This is a genomic window from Mycobacterium heidelbergense (genome assembly GCF_050205645.1).
GTDB lineage: Bacteria > Actinomycetota > Actinomycetes > Mycobacteriales > Mycobacteriaceae > Mycobacterium > Mycobacterium heidelbergense_A.
Genome location: NZ_JBNMQT010000003.1, coordinates 280322 through 302750, shown reverse-complemented (window position 1 = coordinate 302750; position 22429 = coordinate 280322). Strand labels below are relative to the sequence as shown.

Genomic DNA, 22429 nt, shown 5'->3' with positions numbered 1-22429 from the left:
TGGGTGAATATGTCAAGGACAGTCGTGGTCGGCGCCTCGAGCGGACTCGGGCGCTGCATAGGCGTCGGCCTCGCGCAGCGGGGCCATCAGGTCGCACTGCTGGCCCGGCGTCGCGAGCGCATTGAGGCGGCGGCGAAGGAGGCGGGCCCGGCCGCGGTCGCGGTCGAATGCGACGTCACCGACGAGGCCTCCTGCCGGTCGGCGATCGCCAGCGTCGCGGACGCGTTCGGCGGCATCGACAACCTGGTGTACACACCCGCCATCGGCCCGCTGGTCCGCATGGTCGATACCGATGCCGAGACGTGGCGGCGCGTCTTCGACACCAACGTGATCGGTGCCGCGCTGGTCACGGCGGCGGCGATGCCGCACCTGACCGAGTCGACGGGCAAGGTGGTTTACCTGGCTTCCGACGCCGGTACCTTCGGACCGCCCTGGCCGGGGCTCGGCGCCTACGGCGTCAGCAAGGCGGCCCTCGAACGACTGGTGGAGGCCTGGCGGGCCGAACACCCCGACGTCGGGTTCACCAACCTGATCGTGGGGGAGTGCGGTGGCGGCGAGGGTGACGCGGCGACGGGCATGACCACCGGCTGGGACATGGACCTCGCGATGAAGGCCGCCCCGCTGTGGGCGTCCCGCGGCTGCATGCCCGGCAAGCTGATGCCGGTGGAGGACCTCATCGAGGTGGTGCACACGATCCTGCGCACCAACGCGACGACGTCGATGCCGGTCGTGGTGGCACGCGGCGCACCCGCCAGCCCCCCGGCGTTTGCGGAGACGGCGAACCCCTAGCCGGGGATCTTGGTGAGGATGTAGTTGGCAATGCTCACGACCGTCTGCCGAGCCGTGTCGGCGTCGGTGGTGCCGAGGCTGGTTACCTCGAGGTCGACGACCACGTTGGCCTTGGCCGCGAGCCCGCGGACGAAGCGCACCTTTAATCCCTTGGGCGTCAGGTCCATCGTGGTGATGCCGTTGCCGGAGTCGGCGGGGGGGCTCAAGGAAAGGGGATACGACGGGCCGCTGCGATCCGTCACCGTCACGGTTGTCCCTCCGCATTGCCGCCAACCGTCGAGCAATTTCGCCAGTTGCGCTTGGGCCGCGTTCGGATCGGCGAACGCGGCGACGGCTTGCATGACTTGGATCGATTTGAGGAAGCTACGGGTGTCGTCGAATTCGGCCGCGTGGTACCCGCGGATGGCGCCCAGGGGGTAGGCCTCTGGGGCCCCGGGGGTGACGCTTTCCCAGCACTCCGCGCGATCGATGCTCGCGTCTGTGCCGGCCCCGACGGGACGATCCCAGGTTCGGCCGGCCTCCAGGTTTTCGTCGGCGGTGATCTGCTTGAGGGCGGCGAGATCGGGCAGCAACGCGACGATGTTGTCCGGAGCTACCGTCGGTCGCGGAGGCGCCTCGCTGGTGGTGGAGGTTGTGGAACTCGCCGGTGCCGCATTCTGGCGCGCCGGCAACGCGGCCAGGGTCGCCCATCCGACGAGGGCGAGGATCGCCATCGTGATGAACGAGTACGACAGCGCCAAGCCGACGAGAGCGCGGTCACGGCCAAGCTCACCGGTGCGCCGGATTTGCGCCATTCCCAGGTGTCCCAGAATCGCGCCCGCGGGGGCGAACACGAACGCGAACACCAGCGACAGCGTTGCCAACGTGTTGGTGCGAGGGGGGTAGGGCGGTGGCGTGAAGGTCGGCGGGGTGAACCCCGGCGGTGGGGCCGGCGGTCCCGTGAACGGGACGCGACCCAGCGGGTCGTACGTAAAAGGATTGTCCCCGAACGGATCCTGAGGGTCGGTCACCTCAGCTGCCTCCTTAGCGCGGCCCGGCTATCCGGTCAGCATGCGATATTGGGCCGCGATCTGTTGGTGTGCGGTATCGAGCTGGCGGGCAACGGCTTTGATGGCGTAGCGGTCGGCGGTCGCCAGGCACCAGAAGTGGGGCACCAGCCCGCTGGCCCCGGCGACCCTGGTGCAGCGGCTCTGCGGGAGCCCCGGCACCGGTGCGGCGCCTTGCGCCGCCGTTGTTCCCGCCACGGTGTCGCTGTAGGCCTGCGACAAGGTCTGCGCGCTTGCGGCGTCCTTGGCCTGATACACGGTCGTCAGGCTGGTCGACACGAGATCGACACCCGCGGTGGTGAGGGCGGGACCGATTCGCGCCGGGTTGTCTTCCAGATGCAACGCGCCAGCTTCCTGGTAGGCGGCCCCGGTCGTGGAGGTGGCCTGATCGGGCGGCAGCGGCAGCGTGCGGGCGACCAGGCCGGTGGGATCCCTTGGAAGAGCAGCGAACTGGTCGGCGGAAGTCGGCGAAAACTTGTCGATCAGTGGAATCTGAAGGTCGAGCGTGCGTGCGGCCAGCGGCGCTTCGCAGTCGGCTCCGGCGGCGCACCGGGCGACCTGGACCAGAACATAGGGGCCGTGCGCGGTGAACACGCTCAGTTCGCGCACGGTCTGAGCGCCTTCCTGGAAGGTCAGCAGCGCTGCGGTCGCATCGGGATGGCCGGGGATGGGGACCGCGCGCTCGGGTTCGGTCACGATCGGCGTGGCGCTGGGAACGCGGGGCATCGCCATCGCCTTCCCGTACATCCCTTGGGCGGCAGTCGATGCCGCGGCCGGGCCCGCAAACCGCAGCACCGCGTTGCGCAGCAACATCTGTGAATCCGGGCCTTGGCCTTGTCGCTCGGACATGAACCCGACCACGAAAGGCAGGCCATAGGCGCCGCCCAGAATCGGCGTCCACATGACGTGGGAGAGCTGCTGGTAGTCCTCGATCACTACGGCCGCGCTGCTGGATCCCCGGGTGCTCATGGCGGCGTCGGCCTGCCACGGTCCGACCACATAGTCGGCCATGCGCCTGCCCTCGATGAGCCGGCCGTCGTGGTCGGAACCTGCGTTGCCCGGCGGCGGCTGCGGGACGATCGGGTAATTGCCCGGGTCGAGCAGGGACACGTTCACCGATGCCGAAGGGCCCGAAGGTGATTGGGGCGCCGGGCGGGCGGTGCCGGCCGTGGTCGTGTGGCTGCAGCCCAGCAGCACGGCGGCGAGCAGCGCCGCCATCGGTTTCCCATGTCGCAGTTGGCTCATCCGCATTGGACTCATCACGTTTTGCAGATCTTCCAGCCGTCTTCGAGTTTCAAAGGCAGGCTGACCGTGCGGCTGCCCAAGGCCTCGTTCTGGGCGTCCATTGTCGCCGTGGCGGTATCGCCTGTGATGGCGACCGAGATGTTTTTGACCGAGGTAAGGCCCGTTTCAGCGCGCCCCTTCTTCACGTAACCCATTACCGGCCCGACGAATTGGGCCCGCATCGCCGAACACATCAGCTCGGTGTAGGCGTCCCAGTTCTGGGTGTTGTAGGCGTCTTGAAACGCCATGACCGTCTGGCGGATCTGATCTTCCGCGGAGGGCGATGCGGCGAGCGACGTGGTCGGGGCGGGAGCGGGTGCCGGCGCCGGGGCGCTCGCGTGCTGGGCCACCGGGGTGCCGGCGGTGAGGTTCGAACACGAGGCGGTGATCGCGGCGACCGCCAGCGCGGCCCCCACGCTGGCGAGAATCGACGTGGATGCATTCGATGCATTCATGGATTCGACCTCCCTCTCACTGCCGCGGCACTTTTGCGGCCGTCGCGGTGACGAGGGCGGCGACGTCGGTCCCGCCGCCCGCGTGGCACTGGACGATGTCGATGATCACGTTGCCGCGCTCCATCATTCCGTGCTGGCAGGATGCGTTGCCTCCGCGCAGGCCGGCCGAGATCGTCAGGACGCCGGAGGTGGTGACCGGCTGGGCGAACTCCCACACCTGGGGGCCCTCGCCGGGTGCGGTGATGGTGACGGCTTTGCCACCGCACAGCCCCCACTGCTCGCGCTGGGAGATGTAGGTTATCCCGCCCTTGTCCTGGGACGGGAAGGCGATGACGGCCTGGGTGATGCTGTCTTGCCACGACTTTTGGTACATGGCGCGCAACTCCTGCGCGGCCACGCCGGTGTAGGCACTGTTCGCATAGACCGATTGTTGCGCCGGGGCCCAGGCGGGCAGGCACTGCTGGTTGTCGATCGTCGCGCCGTCGTCGAGCAGGCCGGCGCCGTCTCGCTCGAGGGTGACGGCATCGCCGTGTGCGACTCCGGCGATCTCCGCGGTGGTGAGCAGGATCGGTCGTAGCTGCGCGGCGGTGATGTCGGTGGCCGGTGGCCCCGCCGCCAAAGCGGGCCCGAATGCCTGGGGTCCGGATCCCGCCCGGGAGGCGCCGCCGGCGTTGTCGGTCGCGTCGTTGGGCCAGGCCAGGATGGTGACCGTGCCGACGATCAGCACCACCGCAAACAGCGCGCCGGCGATCAGGGCGCGTCGGCGCCGCCGGGCGTGCGCCGCCGGCGGACCCGGCCAGGGGGCCATGGTGCGCGGCCCGCTGTGCTCCCACCCCCGCGGAGCCGGAGAGTCGGTTCGCGGATAGGAGCGGACTTCCCGGCTGGGCACCGGCGGCAACGGCGCGCTCACCGGGCGGTCGTGCAACGCCGCGGCCGCCGCGTCGGCCAGCGCGCCGGCCGAGGGGAACCGGGCCGCGGGGTCCTTGGCCATCGCGGTGGCAATGACGTGGTCGAGCGCGACCGGCAGCCACGGGGCCGGCTCGGTCACCCGGGGCGGCGGGGCGAACAGGTGGGCCGCCATCACCCCCGCCACCCCGTTGGTATCCGGAAACGGCGTCTTGCCCGTCAGCAGCCGAAACATTGTGCAGCCCAGGGAGTAGATGTCGATCCGGCCGTCGATCGGCGAATTCGACAGCACTTCCGGGGCGGCGTAGGCGACCGTGGCCATCACCGAATTCGTCGCGGTCAGGCCGACGTCGTCGAGGGCCCGCGCCACGCCGAAATCCCCGAGCAGGACCCGTTCGCCGGGACCGACGGGGCCCGAAAGCAGAAAGTTCGCGGGCTTGACATCGCGGTGCACCACGTTGCGCGCATGCGCGAAGTCCAGCGCCTTGGCCACCTCGACCAGGATGTGCACGACGCGTTGCGGGCTCATGGTCCCCGCGTGCAGCGCGGCATCGGCGTCGGTGCCGTCGACGAACTGCATCGCGATCCACAGTTGGCCGTCCTCGGTCTGCCCGCGGTTGTACACCGACACGATCTGGGGGTGATCGAGGGCCGCCGCCATGTCGGCCTCCCGGATGAACCGCGCCCGGAAGTCGGGGTCGCGAGACAGCTGGCCCGAGAGCACCTTGAGTGCGATGTGCCGCGGGAGGGTGGGGTCGGCGGCCAGATAGACGGCACCCATCCCGCCGGTGCCCAGCACACGCTCAACGCGGTAACCGCCGACCACGGATCCCACCGTCAGCATGCAAAACACCCTAAGGTCAACCCCGTTCCGTAGGGGCGTGTCCGGCAATGTTGCGGCAAAACCGGCATATGGCCAAGTCACCCGGCCAAGTCACCCGGCCAAGTCACCCGGCCAAGTCACCCCGCCAATGCGCTCCCCGCGCCGCCCGCCCTCCCCATCTCCTCACCGGTGAAAAATCCACCGTCGCAACGGCTCTCCGCGTTCAGTGCGAAGCCACGCCGACGGAACCCGATCGGGCCGCTTTCCAAGCAGCCCAGCACGTTTCGCCGGCCAGCTGCACCGTTTGAGCCGGACGCGGCGGGGTATGCGCGAATCGTGGGCCTTCTTGTCGAGACATGGCCAGAAAGTTGGCATCAAAGCCGGATGTTTCGAGTGCTCAGCCTGGGCGGATACGTCGCTTTTGATTTGCCCAGGGCCGTAACGGGCTTGGGCGCCTTGTTGCTGGTCGGCATCGCCGCGATGCACGTCTACGTGTGGACCAGCCAAGATGCGCTGCCACCTTATTTTCAGGCTTACGCCGCTTTGGTGATCGCGCTTTGCCTGATGTTTGCCGGCGGTCTCGGGTACGCACGGAATCCTCGTGTGGCACAGGCATGTTGGTATTTCGGTAGCCTGCTCGCGTTCGCGGTTCTCGCCGTCGACGTCGGCACCCGGATGGCCAGCCTGCCCGGCCTGGTGGCCGTGACCGGAAGGTGGGACTTCGCGCCGGCGACCTTTACGCTCGCGTTCGCGGTCGCCTTCATCGCATTGCACGGCTCGGTGCTGCTGGGCATCAACGTCGCCTATCCGCGCCGGCAGCACTGGGAGGACTGAGCGGGCGTATGACCGACACAGTGCTCGATTACCCGGCGTGGCTGCGCATCGATCATTGGCTCAACGTTCTGTTTCTGACGTTATTGCTGCGCAGCGGCATCGAGATCCTGTCCACCCATCCCAAGCTGTACTGGCGCGACGACAGCAAGCCCGGCACCGAATGGGCGCGCTTCACCACGAAGAAAATGCCGACCGACAAGCTCTACGACACCCTCGACGAGGAGGAGGACTACAGCCCGCTGATCGCCCTGCCCGGCCACAAAAAGCTCGGCATGGGCCGCCATTGGCACTTCGTCTCGGTGATCGGGTGGATTTTGGTGGGGCTTTCCTACTACGTCCTGCTGTTCGCCACCGGCCAATGGCACCGGTACTGGCCGTACTCGTGGTCGATCTTCGGGGAGGCGTGGAACGACGTCGTCGCCTATATGACGTTCAACCTGCCGTCGCTGCTGCCCGGCGAACCCCTGGACGCCATCCAGAAACTCACCTACGCCGGCGTCATCTTCCTGCTGGCGCCTTTCCAGATCCTCACCGGCGCTGCGCAATCCCCGGCCATCGAGGCTCGATTCCCCTGGTTCGTGCGGCTCCTCGGCGGACGGCAATGGGCGCGCAGTCTGCATTTCATCGGATTGGTCGCGTTCCTGATCTTCATCGCGATCCACCTGTCGATGATCTTTTTCTGGGGCTGGGGTCAACTCAACGCCGCGATGATCTTCGGTTCGGTACGCAATCTCACATTGGCGGTCGTGTTGTCGTTCGTGATCATCGGCGCGATCGTCGCCATCCACGTCGCGGCGACGGTCTGGAGTCTGCGCCGCCCCGTCCAGGTCCGCTGTGTGCTCGGTGCGGTCGTCACCCGTGCTCGGCTCATGCTGCTGCGCCCGCTGGACTCGCGACAGAACTACCCGGAACGCATGCTGTCGGAGGAGCACCGAGTCAACGGCAAGCCGCCGTGTTCACCCGCCTACAAGGTGATGGCGGTGCACAACTTCGTGGACTGGCGGCTGCGGGTCGGCGGGCTCGTCGAACGGCCGGTGACATTGGACCTGGCCGCACTGCGCGCGCTGGCCGAACCGGAAGGTCAACGCGTGCTGCACAACTGCGTGCAGGGCTGGTCGAGTATCGGTGAGTGGAAGGGGATTTCGCTGGCCTCGGTCGCCGACCTGGTGCGGCCGCTTCCGCAGGCGCGCTACGTGTGTTGTCTGACGATGCAGGACACCGGCCGTGACGAGCCAAGCGCGGAGGGAGAGGGGCAGTTCTACGAGGTGATGGACCTCGAGCTGGCCTACAAGCCGCAAACGATCCTGGCGTATGAGATGAACGGAAAGCCGTTGCCCATCAAGCACGGTGCGCCCCTGCGGTTACGGGTGGAGACCCAGGTGGGCTTCAAGATGGCGAAATGGATCTACCAGATCGAGTTCATCGACGACCATCGCGGCATCGGCTACGGTTTGGGCGGCTGGCGCGAAGACAACGTCCATTACGACAAGGACGTGGAGATCTGACATGAGCGCTCCTACCGAAAATGCGGCCGCCGACGTGCGACCCGAGCTGTTCGCCCTGGATCCCGCTTCCCGCGAGCGGGTGCTCGAACAGGTAGCGGCCAAGGGCGGTTTCTGCGAATCGTGCGGCGAGAAGAACTTCGACGTCGGTCACGCCCTGTATCTCGGCTTCCTATTCCTCGATGAAGATTCCGATGCCTACATGGTTGCGCTGACCTGCCAGAACCCCGACTGCGCCAAACCGCGGACCGGAATTGTCTTGCCCGAGAAGGACTTTCTCAGCGAGACCGACGACGGAAGCGCTTGGCCGTTGCGGGCGCGGCCTCGGTGAAATTCGGCTGAGCGAGGCGGAATCGATCGATCAGATGCGATAGCGCGCGCAGCTCATCGCACAAGGCCTGGAATCTGCGCTCGTCGGCGTGGTCGAGCCGGCCCAGTGAGCTGTAGTGCACCAGCCGACGCAGCCGCCCCGCCAGCACCGTGCCCCACCTGATGCTGAAGTCGTAGCGCTGTCCTTCGCTTATCGCCTCTTCGTCGTCCTTTTTGCCGAGTTCCTTGAGCGCCTTGATCTGTCCGGTGATCAATTCGACGTCATCGTCGATCTCGACCGCCGTGCGAGTGGGATTTTGTGTTGCGCTCATTGGTATCTCCCTGCCGTTACAGATGCCTCACAGATGCGGTTTGGCGACGCTGACCACATACGGCGCATCGGCCAATGTGAGGTATACGCGGTGGGGCCCGATCGCCATGCCCGAGAGGCGCGCCGACTGGACCGCGCCACCGGGGAGGTGGGCCCGGTAGTCGATGACGCGGATCACGTGAATCTTCCCGTCCGGGAAGCCGGTGAAGCTCGCGGTCTCGAGCACCACCACCTCGTGGTCGGTGGCGGCATAGATCCGGCTGTCGTCGGTGCCGAGTTCGCGGATCGTCGACGGCAGCTTGGCACTGGCGAGCACATCCAACCCGTTCTCGCCGTGGCGCGCGTCGATCGCATACAGCGTGCTGTCGTTGCGACCGGCGACGTAGGTGCGCTCGGCGTTGGCGCCGTCGCCCGCCGAGACCGTGGCGTCCATGTGCAGCGAACCCTGCTCCTCGGGGGGTGACGAGGGGCCCTCGTAGTAGCGGATTCCCGATGGGCCATAGAGGTGGTAGTCGATCTCGCGCCCGCGGTTGGCGCCGTCGACGGTGTCCGCCGGATCGCCGGTGATGCCGGCGGTCGGTAGCTTGCGGAAGCCGTACTGGTCCACCGGCGTCACCGACTTCCCATCTGCCGACAGGGCAAGCAAGATCCGCATGCCCGCGTCTTCGGCGAGGTAGGCCGGGGCCGGGCCAGCGTCGAAATCCTTGATCTGGCGCAGACTTTCAAGATCGACCTCGGCGACCCGCCCGCGCTCCGGCTGAGGCACGAATACCATGCGGTCGTCTTTCTGGCTGATCTGGAGATTGCGTCCCACCGTCATCGGCGTGGACAACCGCGTCTTGGCTTCGTTTTCGTGGGCACCCGCCGTGACCTCGGCCATCCGGTTGTCGTCGGTGAGCGCGACCATCGCGTGCATCCGATACGACCACACCGGCTGGTGCAACATCGCGCCGACCGACCACAGCAGGACCGCCGGACTGCTCTCCAGCGATGTTCCCGGGGTCAAACAACCGGTGGCCATCAGCGCGGCGCCGACCACGGCTAAGCGTCGGAGCAGGCACGTGCGATCGCCCATGTCGATGAAATACCCCGCCTCCGCGCCGCTACACGCCATGACCTGGGAGAAGTTTGGTGAATGTGGCTGTTTTCGGGCGGTGCCGCAGGGGTATGCCCACGGGCATGACGTCCCTGGGCTATTTCTGTTGACCAGATCCCGCTGACGAGAAACATGACCACCACGAAGAGCACGACGAAGCGCACCACGAAGACAACGAGCGCGGCGCGCTACCTGCCCGAGGACCGTCGCCTCAGTTCGTTGAAGTCGGCGGCCGAACATTGCCGGGGCTGCACGCTTTTTCAGGACGCGACCCAAACGGTCTTCGGTCACGGGCCCCCCGGAGCGCCCATCATGTTGGTCGGCGAGCAACCGGGCGACCAGGAGGATCGCGCCGGTCTGCCGTTCGTCGGTCCGGCGGGGCGATTGCTCGCCCGGGCGCTCGACGACGCCGACATCGATCCGGGGATGACCTACCAGACCAACGCGGTGAAGCATTTCAAGTTCACCCGCAAGGGTGGCAAGCGGCGAATCCACCAGAAGCCCAGTCGCACCGAGGTTGTCGCGTGCCGACCGTGGCTCATCGCGGAGATCGGGGCGGTAGGCCCCCAGATAATCCTGTGTCTCGGCGCGACCGCCGCGCAGGCGCTCATGGGACCGTCATTTCGGGTCTCCACCGAGCGCGGCCACGTGGTGGCGCTCCCATCGGAGGATGACCTGGAGTTCGACCCCGAGCCGAGCGTGGTCGCGACCGTGCACCCGTCGGCGGTGCTGCGTGATCGCAGTGAGCGGCGCGACGAGGCGTATCAACTATTCGTTGACGATTTGCGCAGCGCGCGGGCCGCTCTCGTGAGCGGCTAGCGCCGCGGCGATGACCTGCGCGAGGTGCATCGGCTTATGGTCAGGGGAAAGTTCGCGAATCTGGGTGCGGCAACTGAACCCGTCGGCCAGGACCAGCGCATCGGGATCGGCGTCGCGCAGCGCGGGCATCAGTTTGTCTTCGGCGCACGCTACCGACACATCGTAGTGGCCCTTCTCGAACCCGAAATTGCCTGCCAGGCCGCAACATCCGGCGTCGAGCACGTCGGTGTCCACGCCGGCATCGACTAGCAGCTGCTTGTCGTGGCTGTAACCGAGTATCGCGTGCTGATGGCAGTGCTGCTGAACCACTGCCTGGGCGCCGATCTGGGGTGGGTCCCAGTCCGGCGCCTTGCGCGCCAAAATCTCACCGAGAGTGTAGGTTTGCTTGGCCAGCCGGTGCGCATCCTCGTCGCCGAATAGGAGCTCGGGCAGGTCGGAGCGAAAGACCGCGGCGCAGCTGGGTTCCAGCACCACCACCGGTGTGCTCGTCCGCAGCGCCGGACGTAGTGCCGTAAGAGTCCGGCGCAGAATACGTTTGGCGATCTTCAGCTGGCCCGTGGAGATCCAGGTCAGCCCGCAGCACACGGTTCGCTGCGGAACATCGACGGCGAAGCCCGCCGATTCCAGCACCGCGACGGCGGCCTGCCCCACCTCGGGTTCGAAGTTGTTGACGAAGCTGTCCGGCCAGAGCACCACTCGTCCACGTGGCGGCTGACCGGCGTCCAGTGGGCGGCGGGAGAACCAGCTGGTGAACCTCTCGTCGGCGAAGCGCGGCAGCTCGCGATGCGGGTCGATTCCGCCGACCTTCTTGACCAGCGTCGCCAGGCCGCGCGCGTGTGTCACGGCATTGAGCGGCCCCGGCGCGATCGCGGCCAGCCGGGCCCACAGCGGGATCCAGCCCATCGAGTAGTGCGCCATCGGCCGCAGCCGACGCCGGTAGTGATGGAACAGGAACTCCGCCTTGTAGGTGGCCATGTCGACGTCGACGGGGCAGTCGCTGCGACAACCCTTGCAAGCCAGGCAGAGATCGAGCGCGTCGTGCACCGCGGAGGAGCGCCAGCCGTCGGTGATGACATCCCGTCCCGCTGTACCCCCTCCGTCCATGCCCTGCACCATCTCGAACAGCAGCCGGGCCCGGCCGCGGGTGGAGTGCTCCTCCTCCTGGGTCGCGCGGTAGCTGGGGCACATCACGCCCGATTCGTGGCCGCGGCACTTGCCGACGCCCACGCAGCGCGCGGCGGCGCGTGAGAAGCGGTGGTCGTCGTCCGGATAGGCGAACATGACATCCGGCTCTGCGGGGCGGTAATCGACGCCGAAGCGCAGGTTTTCGTCGAGTTTGTACGGGTGCACCACCTTGCCGGGGTTCATCCGGTTGTCCGGATCGAACAGGGCCTTGGTCTGCTCGAACGCGGTCACCATGCGCTCGCCGAACATCATCGGTAACAGCTCGCCGCGAGACTGGCCGTCGCCGTGTTCGCCCGACAGCGAGCCGCCGTATTTCACCACCAGTCGCGCCGAATCTTCCACGAAGGAGCGATATTTGGCTATGCCCGCGGCGGTGCGCAACACGAAGGGGATACGCGTGTGAACGCAGCCCTGGCCGAAATGGCCGTACAGCGACGCGGTTCCATAGTCGTAACGCTCGAGCAGCTCGCGGAAATCGCGCAGGTAATCGCCCAGCCGGTCCGGCGGCACCGCCGCGTCTTCCCACCCCTCGTGGGTCTCGGGCTCGTTGGGCGGATACGCGGTGGCACCCAGCCCGGCCTCCCGGGCGGCCCAGACTTCCTTCTTGCGGGTCGCGTCGTCGAGGACGGTGACGCCGTTGTGCGGCACCTTATGCAACGCGTCGATCATCGACTTGGCCTTGCGGTCGGCGTCGTCCTGGTTGTCGCCGTTGATCTGCACCATCAGCCAGGCGTTGCCGTCGGGCAGCTGGCGCAGCGCCTGCTCGGCCAGGTTCTGTGAATGCTCGAGTTCGACCAGCCGATGATCCAGGCCCTCCAAGGCGGCCGGGTCATGCTCGAGCACGGCCGGCACAGCATCGGCCGCCGAGGCGACGTCGTCGAAGCCCATGACCACCAGCGCGTCGGCTGGCGGTATGCGAACCAGCTGCAGCTCCGCCCGCAGCACCGTCACCAGGGTGCTCTCCGAGCCGACGAGTGCCTTGGCGACGTGAAAGCCGTTCTCCGGCAACAACGAATCCAGGTTGTACCCCGAAACCCGCCTCGGGATTTGGGGATAGCGTGACCGGATGTCGTCGGCATATTTTTCGGCGAGCGCCTTGAGTCCGCGATAGATCTCGGCGCGCCGGCCGCCCCCATCGAGTATCCGGTTGTACTCGTCGTCGTCCGTCTGACCGACCCACATCCGGAGCCCGTCGTAAGTCACCACCTCGAGGCGGCGCACCGAATCGACCATCTTGCCGTACTCCTGGGCGGTGGAACCGCAGGAGTTGTTGCCGATCATGCCGCCGATCGCGCAGCTGACATGGGTGGACGGTTTGGGGCCCACCATCCAGCCCGACGACTCCAGCTCGTCGTTGAGCACATCGAGCTTGATGCCCGGCTCCACCACCGCGATTCCCGCCTCGGTGTCCACGGAGCCGATCCGGGTGCAGTACTTGGTCCAGTCGATGACCACCGCGGCGTTACAGCATTGCCCGGCAAGGCTGGTGCCGCCGCCACGGGACAACACGGGCAGGTTGTGGCGGCGGCACACGTCGATGGTCTTTGCTCCCGCCTCCAGGGTGCGCGGCACCACCACGCCGATCGGCACCTGCCGGTAGTTGGACGCATCGGTGGAGTAGGTCGCACGCGAGCCGGGATCGAACCTGATTTCCCCGTCAACCTCGGCGCGGAGGTCGGCGGCCACCGCTTCGAACAGTGTCGGCGTGCGGCTCTTCATGGGTTAACTCTTCTTGTGCGGCAGGAACTCTTGTGCCTTGGCTTTCAGACCCACCTTGACGAAGCCCTTGCGGTCTTCGTCACCACCGAGCACCGCGGCGCTTGCCGCCTTGAACTGTTCCCAGGTGGCGTGCGGCGGGATCGGCGGCATGTCGGGGTCGGTGAAGACGTCCATCACGGTCGGACGGTCGGCCGAGAGCGCCTCTCTCCATGCGTCACCGAGTTCCTCGGGGTCCTTGACGGACAATGCGTTGAGACCGAGGCTGGCCGCAAACGCCGCGAAATCGACATCGGGAAGCGCTTGGGACTCAACGAATTTCGGTGCGCCGGCCATGGCACGCATTTCCCAAGTGACCTGGTTGAGATCGTTGTTGTGCAGGACCGCGACGATCAGGCGTGGATCGTCCCACTCGTGCCAGTACCGTTTCGCGGTGATCAGTTCGGCCATGCCGTTCATTTGCATGGCGCCGTCCCCGGCGAACGCGATGACCGGCCGGTCTGGGTGAGCGAATTTCGCGCCGATGGCGTACGGGACGCCGGGGCCCATCGTGGCGAGGTTGCCCGAGAGCGAACCCCGCATGTTCCCATGGAATCTCAGGTTTCGCGCATACCAGTTGGCCGCGGAGCCGGAATCGGCTGTGACGATCGCGTTGTCGGGCAGCTGCGGTGAGAGCTCCGAGAAAAGCCGCAGCGGGTTGATCGGGTGGGCACCGACCTTGGCCTCCATGTCCATCGTTTCCCACCAGCGGGCCACGTTCGCCTCGATGCCCTCGCGCCAGGACCGGTCCTCCTTGCGGCGCAGCTTGGGAATCAGGGCCTGCAGTGCGGACTTTGCGTCGGCGACGATGTTGATCGAATACGGGTAGCGCATCCCGATCATCCGGCCGTCGACGTCGATCTGCACCGCTTTGCACTGCCCGAACTGGGGCATGAATTGGGTGTAAGGGAAGCTGGATCCCACGGTCAGCAAGGTGTCGCAGTCGCGCATGAGCTCGTAGCTGGGGCGGGTGCCGAGCAATCCGATAGCCCCTGTGACCCAAGGTAAGTCGTCGGGGAGCACATCCTTGCCCAGTAGCGCCTTCGCCGCGCCGGCGCCGAGCAGCTCGGCTACTTCCACGAGCTCGTCGCGTGCCTCACGCGCGCCCTGGCCCACCAGCATGGCAACCTTCGTGCCCTCGTTGAGAACCTCGGCCGCGCGTGTGATGGCCTCGTCGTCAGCGGAGATGGCCGGCCATTCGACGCCCAAACTCGAGGGCACCATCTTGAAGGCGTGGCTGGGTGGCGAATATTCCAGTTCCTGCACATCGGCCGGGATGATCAGCGCGGTCGTGGTGCGCTCGGTCAGCGCGACCCGGATGGCGCGGTCCAGGACGTTGGGCAATTGTTCTGGCACGGTGACCATTTGGACGTAGTCGCTGGCGACGTCTTTGTACAGGCTGAGCAGGTCGACCTCCTGTTGGTAGGACCCGCCCATCGCGCTGCGGTTGGTCTGCCCGACGATGGCTACCACCGGAACGTGGTCGAGTTTGGCGTCATAGAGGCCGTTGAGCAGATGGATCGCGCCGGGCCCCGACGTGGCCATGCACACCCCGACACGGCCGGTGAACTTCGCATACCCGACCGCTTCGAAGGCGCTCATCTCCTCGTGGCGCGATTGGATGAACATCGGCTTGTTGTCGGCTCGGCCCCACGCGGCGAGGATTCCGTTGATTCCGTCCCCGGGATAGGCGAAGACGTGCTCAACACCCCACGCCCGCAACCGCTCCAGCAGGTAGTCGCCGACCTCTTGCTTGGACATGAATTTCCCTCCTAGCCCTCCTAGACAGCAGAGTTCCGATATCGGACCCGCGTGTGCCCGGTTACCGACGCCATCGTCGTAACCGGTGCACCGCCGCCCCGGCCGCGGCGGCAAACGCCGCCGTCGCGGTACCGCCGAGGAGGCCGTGGTGTTGGGAACCCCATAGTTGGAAACTGTGGTTGGTGGATGTGTCGTCGAAAATGCCGTGTGCGCCGTAGTCCCGGCCATCGCTGCCGTCGGCGGGCTCCCACAAGTTGGCCGGCTGGTCGGCCGGGCGGGGATCCTCGGTCTGCTGCGAGTCGAAGCCGGTGCGGGCGAGGTAGCGATCCAGCAGGCCCGGCGCTATCGCGTTGGCGGCCAGGGTTCCGACGGTGCTGCCGCCCACCCAATACTCGCGTCGCTGTGGATGGTCCGCGGCGTAGAGCACGGCTTGCGCGGGGATCTCGGGCTGGTAGATCGGCGGAACCGGCTGGGCCTGATTGGGCAAGCGCGACAGCACCCAGGAGAACTGCGGGGTGTTGACCGCCGGCATCTGGACCATGGTGACGCGGACGTTGCTGTGTTCATGCAACAGCTCGCATCGCAGCGCCTCGTTGAAGCCCTGGGTCGCGTGCTTGGCACCGCAGTAGGCGCTTTGCAGTGGAATGCCCCGGTAGGCAAGCGCGGAGCCGACCTGCACGATGGTGCCGGCGTCGCGGGACCTCATCCGCTTCAATGCGGCCATGGTGCAGTACACGAAGCCCAGGTAGGTCACTTCGGTCACGCGCCGGAACTCCGCGGGCGTGATTTCCCAGAACGGGGCAAACACCGAAGTGAATGCCACGTTCACCCAGACGTCGATGGGCCCGAAGGTCCGCTCGACCTCCTCGGCGGCAGCCTCGCACTGCTCCGGGTCGGCGACGTCGGTCGGTATCACGCACGCTTTGCCGCCGGCGGCTTCGACATCGCGGGCCGCGGCGCTCAGTCCCTTCTCGCCGCGGGCCACCAGGCCGACGTGCGCGCCCCGCGCTCCGAATGCCGTGGCGGTGGCGCGCCCGATCCCCCCGCTGGCACCCGTCACCACGACCGTCTGATTCACGGTCTGATTCCCGGTCCGATTCGAGCGTGCGGCTTTGACACTCCCCACGCATCACCTGATACCCGGATTTTTCGTCGTTATGCGTCGCCAATCCGATTTTTTACGATAACGATTGTGGAATCACGTGGCGGCTGGTCAGGTCACGCGCTCTTGGGCAGCGCGGTCAAGCCAGATGCGCTGTCGCCCTTGGCTACTCGGCGAATCAGCGCGCGGGTGGCCCTCTCCAGGATTTCCTGGACTGCCTCTGGTCGGCGGGCGCGAGCGGCGCGGCCGGTCGCCGCGGCGATGGTCTGCCCCTGGCGGTAGCCCGTGACGACGCGCGGATCGACATAGGAGCCGCGGGCAACCGCCGGCGTATTGCCCAGTTCCTCGGCGACCTCCCGCATGACCGCGGCCTCGACGCGCTTGGCCACCCGCTGCGAGACGGCGGGATCAGCGTCGGCGAATGCCGCGGCGGCCAACACCGTCCCATGCCAGGTCCGCAGATCCTTGACGGTGTATTCGTCGCCGACGAGCTCCTTGAACCGGGCATTGAGGTCGTCGGCGCGCACGTCTATCCATCCGGATGCGCTACGGCACACCAGCAATCGCTCGGTGCGCTCGGTGCGGCGCGTCAGTGCCCGCACCGCACGGACCACCGCGGGGTCCTCGATTTCCAGAGTTCGCCGCACCCCGCTTTTGGCGGGATAGTCGAATTCGACCGCCTCGCGACGCACCGTCACGTGCTCGCACAACAGGGTGGCGATCCCGTAGGACTCGTGCTCCTCTGCGTACTGCTCACCGCCGGCCCGGAAGTAGCCACGATCAAGCAGGCGCAGCGCGAGCGCCAGCACCCGCTCACGCGTCAGCCCCCGACCCGCGAGGTCCGCGGCCACGCGGTCGCGCCAGGCCGGCAACTGCGCGGACAGTTCCAGGACGCGGTCGAACTTCTCCTCGGCACGTTCCTGCTGCCAGGCGGCGTGATAGAGATACTGGCGGCGGCCGGCGGCGTCGGTGCCCACGGCCTGTATGTGGCCGTTGGGGTGCGGAGAGATCCACACTTTCTTCCATGCCGGCGGGATCACGAGATCCTTGATCCGCTGCAGGGTGCGCTGGTCGTCCAGCGGCTCGCCATCCGACCCGAAGTAGGCGAAACCCTTGCCGCGGCGCTTGCGCGTGATCCCCGGCTTGCTGAGCTCGCTGCGACGCAGCCGCATCGTGGCCTCCAGTCCCGTGCCCTCCAGTCCCGTTGTCTGGCTGGACAATTACCCACCCGGCGAGCGGTTCACACGGCGTTGGTTTACCGGTGACGCAGAACGACCCGCCACAGCGGTAGTGACGGGTCGTTTCTGGGAGCGTCAGCCGGCCATGAACTCCTGGTAGGCCGACTCCAGATGCGGCGGCAGCGCCGTCACGCTGCACTGACGCTCGGTGTCGCCGATCGGTGCCAGGATGCCACGCAGGTCGTAGTACTCCTGCGGGTGCGCGGTGAAGTAGTTGCGCAGGTTGGATGCGGCCTGCGCGCGTGGCTGCCCGTAAGCGGCCATCACCACCTGGTTGGCACCCGGATGCCCGGCCAGGTACTGCTGGGCCGAGTCCGTCACCGAGGAGACGGTGGCGTTGACGCCGGCGGGGCTGCAGTCGGGTGCTGCGGCCGCCGACGGCGCGGCGACGATACTTGCGGCCATACCTACGGCCAGACCCCCGAGTAGGCAGCCGGCGCTGATACCCGCGACTCTCCGGCGCGCGGCCCGGCGCGTGGCCCGGCGCGTGACATTACTGCTGATTTTCATGATCAGTGATTGTCCTTCGAATTCTCGCATTGATTTCTCGTTGCTTCGCCCGGGCTCCCGAGGCCCGAAATCCAAAGTAGCCGAAGCGAGTAGGCGTGGCGTCGATGTAAAACGAGCGCGAATCACTGCGTGTAGTCGGCCCGTGTGATTAGACGGATTAGACGGACAGGGTGATGCTGATGTGCTAAGCGAATAGCAAAACTCTCAGAGAATCCGGGGTCTTCTTAACGGATCGTGATCTCGATCGTAATAAAGCCGTGACCTGAAACTCCTGATACACCCCATTGCGCTAGGCGTTGACCGAACCGTTCGCCGCGCCATCCATTGCCACAGTGTCCAGCCACGTTTCGATGTCGGGGCCGAGGACCATGGCGTTGTTTGGTGCCAGCAGCGCCCCGCCGGCGAGCGCCGTCAGGGCCGGTTGCACGGTGCGGACGCGGCGGTCGTCGCCCTGCGATACGAGCAGTTTCGACGTGAGTTCGGGAAGTCGGATGTCTTCCGGGCCGGTGATCGTTCGCGGCGTGCGAGTCTGCCCCAGAGCCGCTTCGACCAGCACATCGGCGACGGTGTCGGCGGCGATGGGTTGTATCAGCCAGTCCTCGACCAGTACCTCGTCGTCATCGCAGCTCACGGCCGCCGGGTGGGTGGCGAACTCGTGGTACTGCGTGGACTTCACGATCGTCGCCGGCACCGGACCGTCCAGCACGATCTCCTTTGCCGCACGTTTGGCCACATAGTAGGGGGACTCATCGAGCGTGGGGTCGTCGACGCTGGCAATTGTCAAGGCCACCAGCCGCTGGACTCCTTGGGATGCGCACGCACCGACGAGGTTGTGCGAGGCGGTGGCCAGGGTGTCGATGATGTCGCCGTGATCGCCGTCCGGCACGGGGTCGGATACGTCGATGACGATGTCCACTCCTTCCAGCGCGTCGGCCAGACCGCACCCGGAGATCAGATCAACTCCGTGGCCGCGCGCGAGCTCGACCACCGCGACACCGCGGCCTTTCAGCCTTGCGGTGACGCGGGATCCGGCCGTGCCGGTCGCCCCGACGACAGCGATGTTGGTCGTTTCGTCCCCCTCGGTTGGCTCCGGTGCTGTACCCCGGATTCCGTCGTTCAAACACGGGACACTCGCGTGATTCAGGACACGTGTGGGCCGACCAGCCGAAACCCGCGTGCGATGCGGTGGGCGCGTTTGGCGCGACGCGGCGCGGGAAGCCGATATACGCGGACGCGTTGATTAGCCCGGCAGCTAACGCGCCGAGGAACGAAAGAGGGCCGCGGTGCGTGCCAGCTGATCAGGCCGATCCGCATCCAGATGGGCGCAAGCTCAGCAACCACCGAAAGGGAGGTCGAACAATGGGCGATCACAAGAGCGGAGCACAGGAAGCCGTCAAGGGCGCCGTTGAGGGCGTTAAGGGCAAGGCGAAAGAGGTTGGCGGAACCCTGGCCGGCCGCGACGACGTCGTCGAAGAGGGTCAGGCCCAGCAAGACAAAGCCGACGCCCAGCGCGATGCGGGCAAGAAGGAAGCCGAAGCAGCATCCGCCCGTTCCGGCGCAAAGGCCGCCGAAGAACGGCAAAAGGAAAATCAATAGTTTCAAATCGATGCGAGGCGGTCCGGTTCCGTTGGGGACCGGATCTCTTCGTTTTCCGGATCGGCTTGCATTTCAGAACGGCTGCGTTTCAAAGAGCCGCGTTTCAAAGGGCTGCGTTTCAAAAGGTTTTGCCGGGTTATCCCCCCAAGATGAGCATGGGCCGTCGGGTGGCGAGCATCGTCGCTTTTCTGCGAGCCGGCTACCCGAGCGGGGTGCCCGCCTTGGGTTACGTGCCGCTGCTGGCCTTGCTGCCGCGGCGAGCATCCGACGACGAGATCCGGTCGGTCATAAGCAAACTCGCGCCCGGACGACGGCCCTTAGACGGGGTCGATACCCGGGTCGATGTCGGGGTAGAGATCATCAGGGTCACCAACGAGATGCCGTTACCCGACGACATCGAGCGCGTCCAACGTGGACTTACCGCGATCTGAGGTCGACCACCACGTCGGCCACCAGTGGGCGATGGTCGGATATCGGCATTAGCTGCGCCTCCGCGGCACCGGCGCGCAAGCGATCATCGTCGGTAAGGATGTGGTCGAGCTGGCGGCCGGGCGCGTCCGCGGGAAACGTGGGGGCCACCGCCAGAGTCCGCATCCCCGACCAACGCCGGACCGCCTGGGGCGTCATGTTCAGGTCTCCCATCAGTAGCCGCGGACCGGGAAAGCCGCGCAGGTCGTGAATCAATCGGCGCAACTGGCGCCGATTCCAGCCGGGCACGAAAGACAGGTGCGTGTTGGCAATCGTCAGAGCGCCCCCCGGGGTGCACAGCCTCGCGACGACGGCCGCCCGCGGCTCTTCATCGACGATCATCACCCGCCTGGGCCCCGGCAGGTACATGGGAAATCGCATCGGAATCCGTGGCAGGCGCAGCACCTGCCAACTGGCGACCGGATACCTTGACAGCAGGGCAATTCCGTATGCCGCGGTTCCGGGTTGTTCGCGGCCTGTGGCGGCCATCCAGGTCGCTCCCGGAGTGCCTGAGATCGCGGCCACGAACCGGTGCTCCACGGCTCCCATCGCTTCGGCTGCCGCCGCGGTGAGGTCGGCTCGCTCCGAGCGCGGCTGCTCAAAATCGACTTCCTGCAACGCCAACACGTCGGGATCGAGCCGGCGCACGCAGTCACGTAGCCGTTGTGGATCTACGCCGTCCCCGACCGTGCGACCATGCAGGATGTTGAAGGTCGCTACGCGCATAGGTCCTTGATACCGTCATCGGCTGGCCGCGTGTTCACCGGAACACCAGTTCCCCGACCGCCAGCAGCCGCGCGAGAACGAATGCCGGCAACAGCGGTGAGCCGTTGTTTCCCGTCTCGAGCTGGCTGCGGAAGCACTGCGCCGCAAGGCGTTTACGGCTGAGCGCCCACGCGGGCAGGGGCGATGAATACGCCCGGTCCCACGGTACGGCTGAATCGGCCGGGCTGGCCCAGTGCCACATCCAGACCGGATACTCCAGCAGTGTGGCACCCGTGCGCGCACACGCCGCGGCGGCCGCGCGACCGGCCGCCTCGTGGTCGCGGTGCCCGTCGCCGCGCCAGGTGGCGGCACACCAGGTGCCGGGCGCGGCGGCGTCGAGGATGTCGACCAGCGTGTCGGTCAGCCCCGCCTCGTGGTCGGCGATGCGGCCATTCGTCAGGCCCAGCGATATCGGCGGCGGGAGCCCCAAAACGCCCGTTGCCCTGCGTAATTCGTATTTCTGTATCTCTGCCAGACGGAGCCGTTCGGACGGCGACGCCCCGGGCCGGACGGCGCCGCCGTCGCTGACCGACACCACCTGGACGTTGGTGCCCGAGGCGACCAATTGTGCGATTGTCGCGCCCAGGCCGAGCGTCTCATCGTCGGGATGGGGTGCGACGACGACGAGGCCGGGGCATCCGGTCAGATCCAGTGGCGGCGGGGCACCCCGGTCGAGGGCAGCGAGCCAGATTGGCACCGGGGTGCCGCCGCGGGTCAGCGGCCTGGCCGCAAACCGGGTGCAATTGCTTGCCGCAATGGTCCTCACGGTCGCTCTCACGTTGCCCTCACATCTTCCCCCGGCCCTGGTTCCCCCGGCCCTGGTTCCCCCAGCGCTGGTCGCCCGCGAGCCGTCCGAGCTCGGCAAGATCCCGCTCGGCGTGACTCTGTCGGATGTAGATGCTCAAGTCCGCTACCCGTTGGGCGTGCCGGCCGTCCTGACACAGCGGGCCCGGCCCCAGGGCGCGCCCGGTGCGCGTGATGGCTTCGTCGGCGGCGTGTTCGACGATGCTGCGGACGCGACGTGCCAGCAGTTGTGCGGAGTCGGTCCGGTCGAATGGGTCGTCGTCGATCTGGGCCGCCGCGGTGGCCAGCATCGCGTCGCCGGCGGCCAGGGCCGCGTCCACCGCGCCCAAATGGGCCAAAGAGTAGGCGTCGGCCGATCTGCTTCCGGCGCAACGGTATAGCGGCTCGGCGACCCGGCGTGCGCCGCCGAGCCAGCACGCTGCCACGCCGATCGCGGCGTGCCAGAACCCGGGACGGTTCAGGAAGTCACCGGGGTCGCCCACCGCGACGGCGTGGGCGTTGGTGAACTGGACCGGCCGGGTGTCGCTGCCGGCCATCCCGGCGTTCCACCACGTGCTGGGCAGGGCTTTGACGGCATGGTTGAGGACCGCTACCGCGAACAGTCCCCGTCGTCCGTCGTCGAGGCGCGCGGTCACGAGCGCATTGGTACAGAACCCCGCTCCCGGGCACCACACCTTGGTGCCATTCAGGGTGAATGCGCCACCGCAGGCATTGGTCGCGGTCAGCACCGCATCGGGGGATTCGGCCGCCCAGACGGCCCACAGCTGCCCCGATTCCGGTGGCTTGCCCCCCAATTCGTCCAATATTGCGACGGCGTCGACGTGGGTCTCGGCGATCCGGGCCGCCGCGATGTCCTCTTCGGCGAGGCGCGCCAGCCCTTCCCAGCGTTCAGCGGTGCGGCCCGACGCCGGCAGCGGCAACTCGAGACGTCCCGACTCCAGCCAATGCTGCACCAGGCCCGCAGTCACGCGCGCTCACCCGCCGCCGATCTTCGCGCTGACATACCTGGTCGATTGCCCATTCGGCCGGCACTTAAACGGGTTGCACCCGC

The 22429-nt window shown here is 67.0% G+C and carries 22 protein-coding genes; 7 read left to right on the top strand and 15 right to left on the bottom strand.

Annotated elements, in window-relative coordinates; genetic code table 11:
- Positions 1 to 9 precede the first annotated feature (9 nt).
- The gene (locus tag ACQI5H_RS04845; RefSeq protein WP_427078253.1) at positions 10 to 789 is read left to right on the top strand and encodes an SDR family oxidoreductase; all 780 of its coding nucleotides are present in this window, start codon (positions 10 to 12) and stop codon (positions 787 to 789) included.
- Here the strand turns inward: ACQI5H_RS04845 and ACQI5H_RS04840 are convergent.
- From ACQI5H_RS04840 to ACQI5H_RS04825, 4 genes are read right to left on the bottom strand one after another with little or no spacing between them, the layout of a single operon-like run.
- The gene (locus ACQI5H_RS04840; protein WP_427078252.1) at positions 786 to 1799 is read right to left on the bottom strand and encodes a sensor domain-containing protein; all 1014 of its coding nucleotides are present in this window, start codon (positions 1797 to 1799) and stop codon (positions 786 to 788) included. The genes ACQI5H_RS04845 and ACQI5H_RS04840 overlap by 4 nt on opposite strands.
- A gap of 27 nt (positions 1800 to 1826) precedes the next feature.
- On the bottom strand, positions 1827 to 3080 hold the full coding sequence (locus tag ACQI5H_RS04835) for a DUF7373 family lipoprotein (RefSeq protein ID WP_427078251.1): 1254 nt from the start codon (positions 3078 to 3080) through the stop codon (positions 1827 to 1829).
- A 14-nt stretch (positions 3081 to 3094) separates the two neighbouring features.
- Complete coding sequence (locus ACQI5H_RS04830; protein ID WP_427078250.1) at positions 3095 to 3574, bottom strand: nuclear transport factor 2 family protein; 480 nt, start codon at positions 3572 to 3574, stop codon at positions 3095 to 3097.
- A gap of 16 nt (positions 3575 to 3590) precedes the next feature.
- The gene (locus tag ACQI5H_RS04825; RefSeq protein ID WP_427078249.1) at positions 3591 to 5324 is read right to left on the bottom strand and encodes a serine/threonine-protein kinase PknH/PknJ; all 1734 of its coding nucleotides are present in this window, start codon (positions 5322 to 5324) and stop codon (positions 3591 to 3593) included.
- 363 nt (positions 5325 to 5687) lie between these two features.
- On the opposite strand from ACQI5H_RS04825, the gene ACQI5H_RS04820 reads away from it, so the two are divergent.
- The 3 genes from ACQI5H_RS04820 to ACQI5H_RS04810 are packed head-to-tail and all read left to right on the top strand — an operon-like array spanning position 5688 to position 7970.
- Positions 5688 to 6137 (top strand): oxidoreductase, encoded by a 450-nt coding sequence (locus ACQI5H_RS04820; protein WP_427078248.1) that lies wholly within the window; start codon positions 5688 to 5690, stop codon positions 6135 to 6137.
- 8 nt (positions 6138 to 6145) lie between these two features.
- On the top strand, positions 6146 to 7642 hold the full coding sequence (locus tag ACQI5H_RS04815) for a molybdopterin-dependent oxidoreductase (protein WP_427078247.1): 1497 nt from the start codon (positions 6146 to 6148) through the stop codon (positions 7640 to 7642).
- Between the two features lies 1 nt (position 7643).
- A complete protein-coding gene (locus tag ACQI5H_RS04810) occupies positions 7644 to 7970 on the top strand; it encodes a hypothetical protein (protein ID WP_427078246.1) in 327 nt (108 codons plus the stop codon).
- On the opposite strand, the gene ACQI5H_RS04805 is transcribed toward ACQI5H_RS04810, so the two are convergent.
- Positions 7918 to 8280, bottom strand: a complete 363-nt coding sequence (locus ACQI5H_RS04805; protein ID WP_427078245.1) for a hypothetical protein — start codon at positions 8278 to 8280, stop codon at positions 7918 to 7920. The genes ACQI5H_RS04810 and ACQI5H_RS04805 overlap by 53 nt on opposite strands.
- A gap of 27 nt (positions 8281 to 8307) precedes the next feature.
- Positions 8308 to 9354 (bottom strand): hypothetical protein, encoded by a 1047-nt coding sequence (locus tag ACQI5H_RS04800; protein WP_427078332.1) that lies wholly within the window; start codon positions 9352 to 9354, stop codon positions 8308 to 8310.
- A gap of 153 nt (positions 9355 to 9507) precedes the next feature.
- Here ACQI5H_RS04800 and ACQI5H_RS04795 point away from each other — a divergent pair, with 153 nt between their 5' ends.
- Positions 9508 to 10194 (top strand): UdgX family uracil-DNA binding protein, encoded by a 687-nt coding sequence (locus ACQI5H_RS04795; RefSeq protein ID WP_427078244.1) that lies wholly within the window; start codon positions 9508 to 9510, stop codon positions 10192 to 10194.
- Here the strand turns inward: ACQI5H_RS04795 and ACQI5H_RS04790 are convergent.
- From ACQI5H_RS04790 to ACQI5H_RS04765, 6 genes are all read right to left on the bottom strand, one after another.
- Complete coding sequence (locus tag ACQI5H_RS04790; RefSeq protein WP_427078243.1) at positions 10144 to 13098, bottom strand: FAD-binding and (Fe-S)-binding domain-containing protein; 2955 nt, start codon at positions 13096 to 13098, stop codon at positions 10144 to 10146. The genes ACQI5H_RS04795 and ACQI5H_RS04790 overlap by 51 nt on opposite strands.
- Before the next feature lie 3 nt (positions 13099 to 13101).
- Positions 13102 to 14895 (bottom strand): thiamine pyrophosphate-requiring protein, encoded by a 1794-nt coding sequence (locus ACQI5H_RS04785; RefSeq protein ID WP_427078242.1) that lies wholly within the window; start codon positions 14893 to 14895, stop codon positions 13102 to 13104.
- Between the two features lie 61 nt (positions 14896 to 14956).
- Positions 14957 to 15973, bottom strand: a complete 1017-nt coding sequence (locus ACQI5H_RS04780) for an SDR family oxidoreductase (protein ID WP_427078241.1) — start codon at positions 15971 to 15973, stop codon at positions 14957 to 14959.
- A 140-nt stretch (positions 15974 to 16113) separates the two neighbouring features.
- The gene (locus ACQI5H_RS04775) at positions 16114 to 17169 is read right to left on the bottom strand and encodes a DNA topoisomerase IB (protein ID WP_427078331.1); all 1056 of its coding nucleotides are present in this window, start codon (positions 17167 to 17169) and stop codon (positions 16114 to 16116) included.
- Positions 17170 to 17310: 141 nt separating this feature from the next.
- Entirely contained in the window at positions 17311 to 17745 is a 435-nt protein-coding gene (locus ACQI5H_RS04770) for a heme-binding protein (RefSeq protein ID WP_427078240.1), read from the bottom strand.
- Positions 17746 to 18034: 289 nt separating this feature from the next.
- Entirely contained in the window at positions 18035 to 18865 is an 831-nt protein-coding gene (locus tag ACQI5H_RS04765) for an SDR family oxidoreductase (protein WP_427078239.1), read from the bottom strand.
- Between the two features lie 239 nt (positions 18866 to 19104).
- Here ACQI5H_RS04765 and ACQI5H_RS04760 point away from each other — a divergent pair, with 239 nt between their 5' ends.
- Positions 19105 to 19341, top strand: a complete 237-nt coding sequence (locus ACQI5H_RS04760; protein WP_427078238.1) for a CsbD family protein — start codon at positions 19105 to 19107, stop codon at positions 19339 to 19341.
- A gap of 149 nt (positions 19342 to 19490) precedes the next feature.
- The gene (locus ACQI5H_RS04755; protein WP_427078237.1) at positions 19491 to 19772 is read left to right on the top strand and encodes a DUF3349 domain-containing protein; all 282 of its coding nucleotides are present in this window, start codon (positions 19491 to 19493) and stop codon (positions 19770 to 19772) included.
- Here ACQI5H_RS04755 and ACQI5H_RS04750 read toward each other — a convergent pair.
- The 3 genes from ACQI5H_RS04750 to ACQI5H_RS04740 are packed head-to-tail and all read right to left on the bottom strand — an operon-like array spanning position 19759 to position 22346.
- The gene (locus ACQI5H_RS04750; protein WP_427078236.1) at positions 19759 to 20535 is read right to left on the bottom strand and encodes an endonuclease/exonuclease/phosphatase family protein; all 777 of its coding nucleotides are present in this window, start codon (positions 20533 to 20535) and stop codon (positions 19759 to 19761) included. The genes ACQI5H_RS04755 and ACQI5H_RS04750 overlap by 14 nt on opposite strands.
- 34 nt (positions 20536 to 20569) lie before the next feature.
- Complete coding sequence (locus tag ACQI5H_RS04745) at positions 20570 to 21340, bottom strand: PIG-L deacetylase family protein (protein WP_427078235.1); 771 nt, start codon at positions 21338 to 21340, stop codon at positions 20570 to 20572.
- Positions 21341 to 21359: 19 nt separating this feature from the next.
- Positions 21360 to 22346: an acyl-CoA dehydrogenase gene (locus ACQI5H_RS04740; protein WP_427078234.1), complete on the bottom strand. Its 987-nt coding sequence runs from the start codon at positions 22344 to 22346 to the stop codon at positions 21360 to 21362.
- Between the last annotated feature and the right edge of the window lie 83 nt (positions 22347 to 22429).

Coding starts and splice junctions, on each gene's coding strand:
- ACQI5H_RS04845 (WP_427078253.1), top strand. CDS start 10: ATGTCAAGGACAGTCGTGGTCGGCGCCTCGAGCGGACTCGGGCGCTGC.
- ACQI5H_RS04835 (WP_427078251.1), bottom strand. CDS start 3,080: ATGAGCCAACTGCGACATGGGAAACCGATGGCGGCGCTGCTCGCCGCC.
- ACQI5H_RS04830 (WP_427078250.1), bottom strand. CDS start 3,574: ATGAATGCATCGAATGCATCCACGTCGATTCTCGCCAGCGTGGGGGCC.
- ACQI5H_RS04825 (WP_427078249.1), bottom strand. CDS start 5,324: ATGCTGACGGTGGGATCCGTGGTCGGCGGTTACCGCGTTGAGCGTGTG.
- ACQI5H_RS04820 (WP_427078248.1), top strand. CDS start 5,688: ATGTTTCGAGTGCTCAGCCTGGGCGGATACGTCGCTTTTGATTTGCCC.
- ACQI5H_RS04815 (WP_427078247.1), top strand. CDS start 6,146: ATGACCGACACAGTGCTCGATTACCCGGCGTGGCTGCGCATCGATCAT.
- ACQI5H_RS04810 (WP_427078246.1), top strand. CDS start 7,644: ATGAGCGCTCCTACCGAAAATGCGGCCGCCGACGTGCGACCCGAGCTG.
- ACQI5H_RS04805 (WP_427078245.1), bottom strand. CDS start 8,280: ATGAGCGCAACACAAAATCCCACTCGCACGGCGGTCGAGATCGACGAT.
- ACQI5H_RS04800 (WP_427078332.1), bottom strand. CDS start 9,354: ATGGGCGATCGCACGTGCCTGCTCCGACGCTTAGCCGTGGTCGGCGCC.
- ACQI5H_RS04795 (WP_427078244.1), top strand. CDS start 9,508: ATGACCACCACGAAGAGCACGACGAAGCGCACCACGAAGACAACGAGC.
- ACQI5H_RS04790 (WP_427078243.1), bottom strand. CDS start 13,098: ATGAAGAGCCGCACGCCGACACTGTTCGAAGCGGTGGCCGCCGACCTC.
- ACQI5H_RS04785 (WP_427078242.1), bottom strand. CDS start 14,895: ATGTCCAAGCAAGAGGTCGGCGACTACCTGCTGGAGCGGTTGCGGGCG.
- ACQI5H_RS04775 (WP_427078331.1), bottom strand. CDS start 17,169: ATGCGGCTGCGTCGCAGCGAGCTCAGCAAGCCGGGGATCACGCGCAAG.
- ACQI5H_RS04770 (WP_427078240.1), bottom strand. CDS start 17,745: ATGAAAATCAGCAGTAATGTCACGCGCCGGGCCACGCGCCGGGCCGCG.
- ACQI5H_RS04760 (WP_427078238.1), top strand. CDS start 19,105: ATGGGCGATCACAAGAGCGGAGCACAGGAAGCCGTCAAGGGCGCCGTT.
- ACQI5H_RS04755 (WP_427078237.1), top strand. CDS start 19,491: ATGAGCATGGGCCGTCGGGTGGCGAGCATCGTCGCTTTTCTGCGAGCC.
- ACQI5H_RS04750 (WP_427078236.1), bottom strand. CDS start 20,535: ATGCGCGTAGCGACCTTCAACATCCTGCATGGTCGCACGGTCGGGGAC.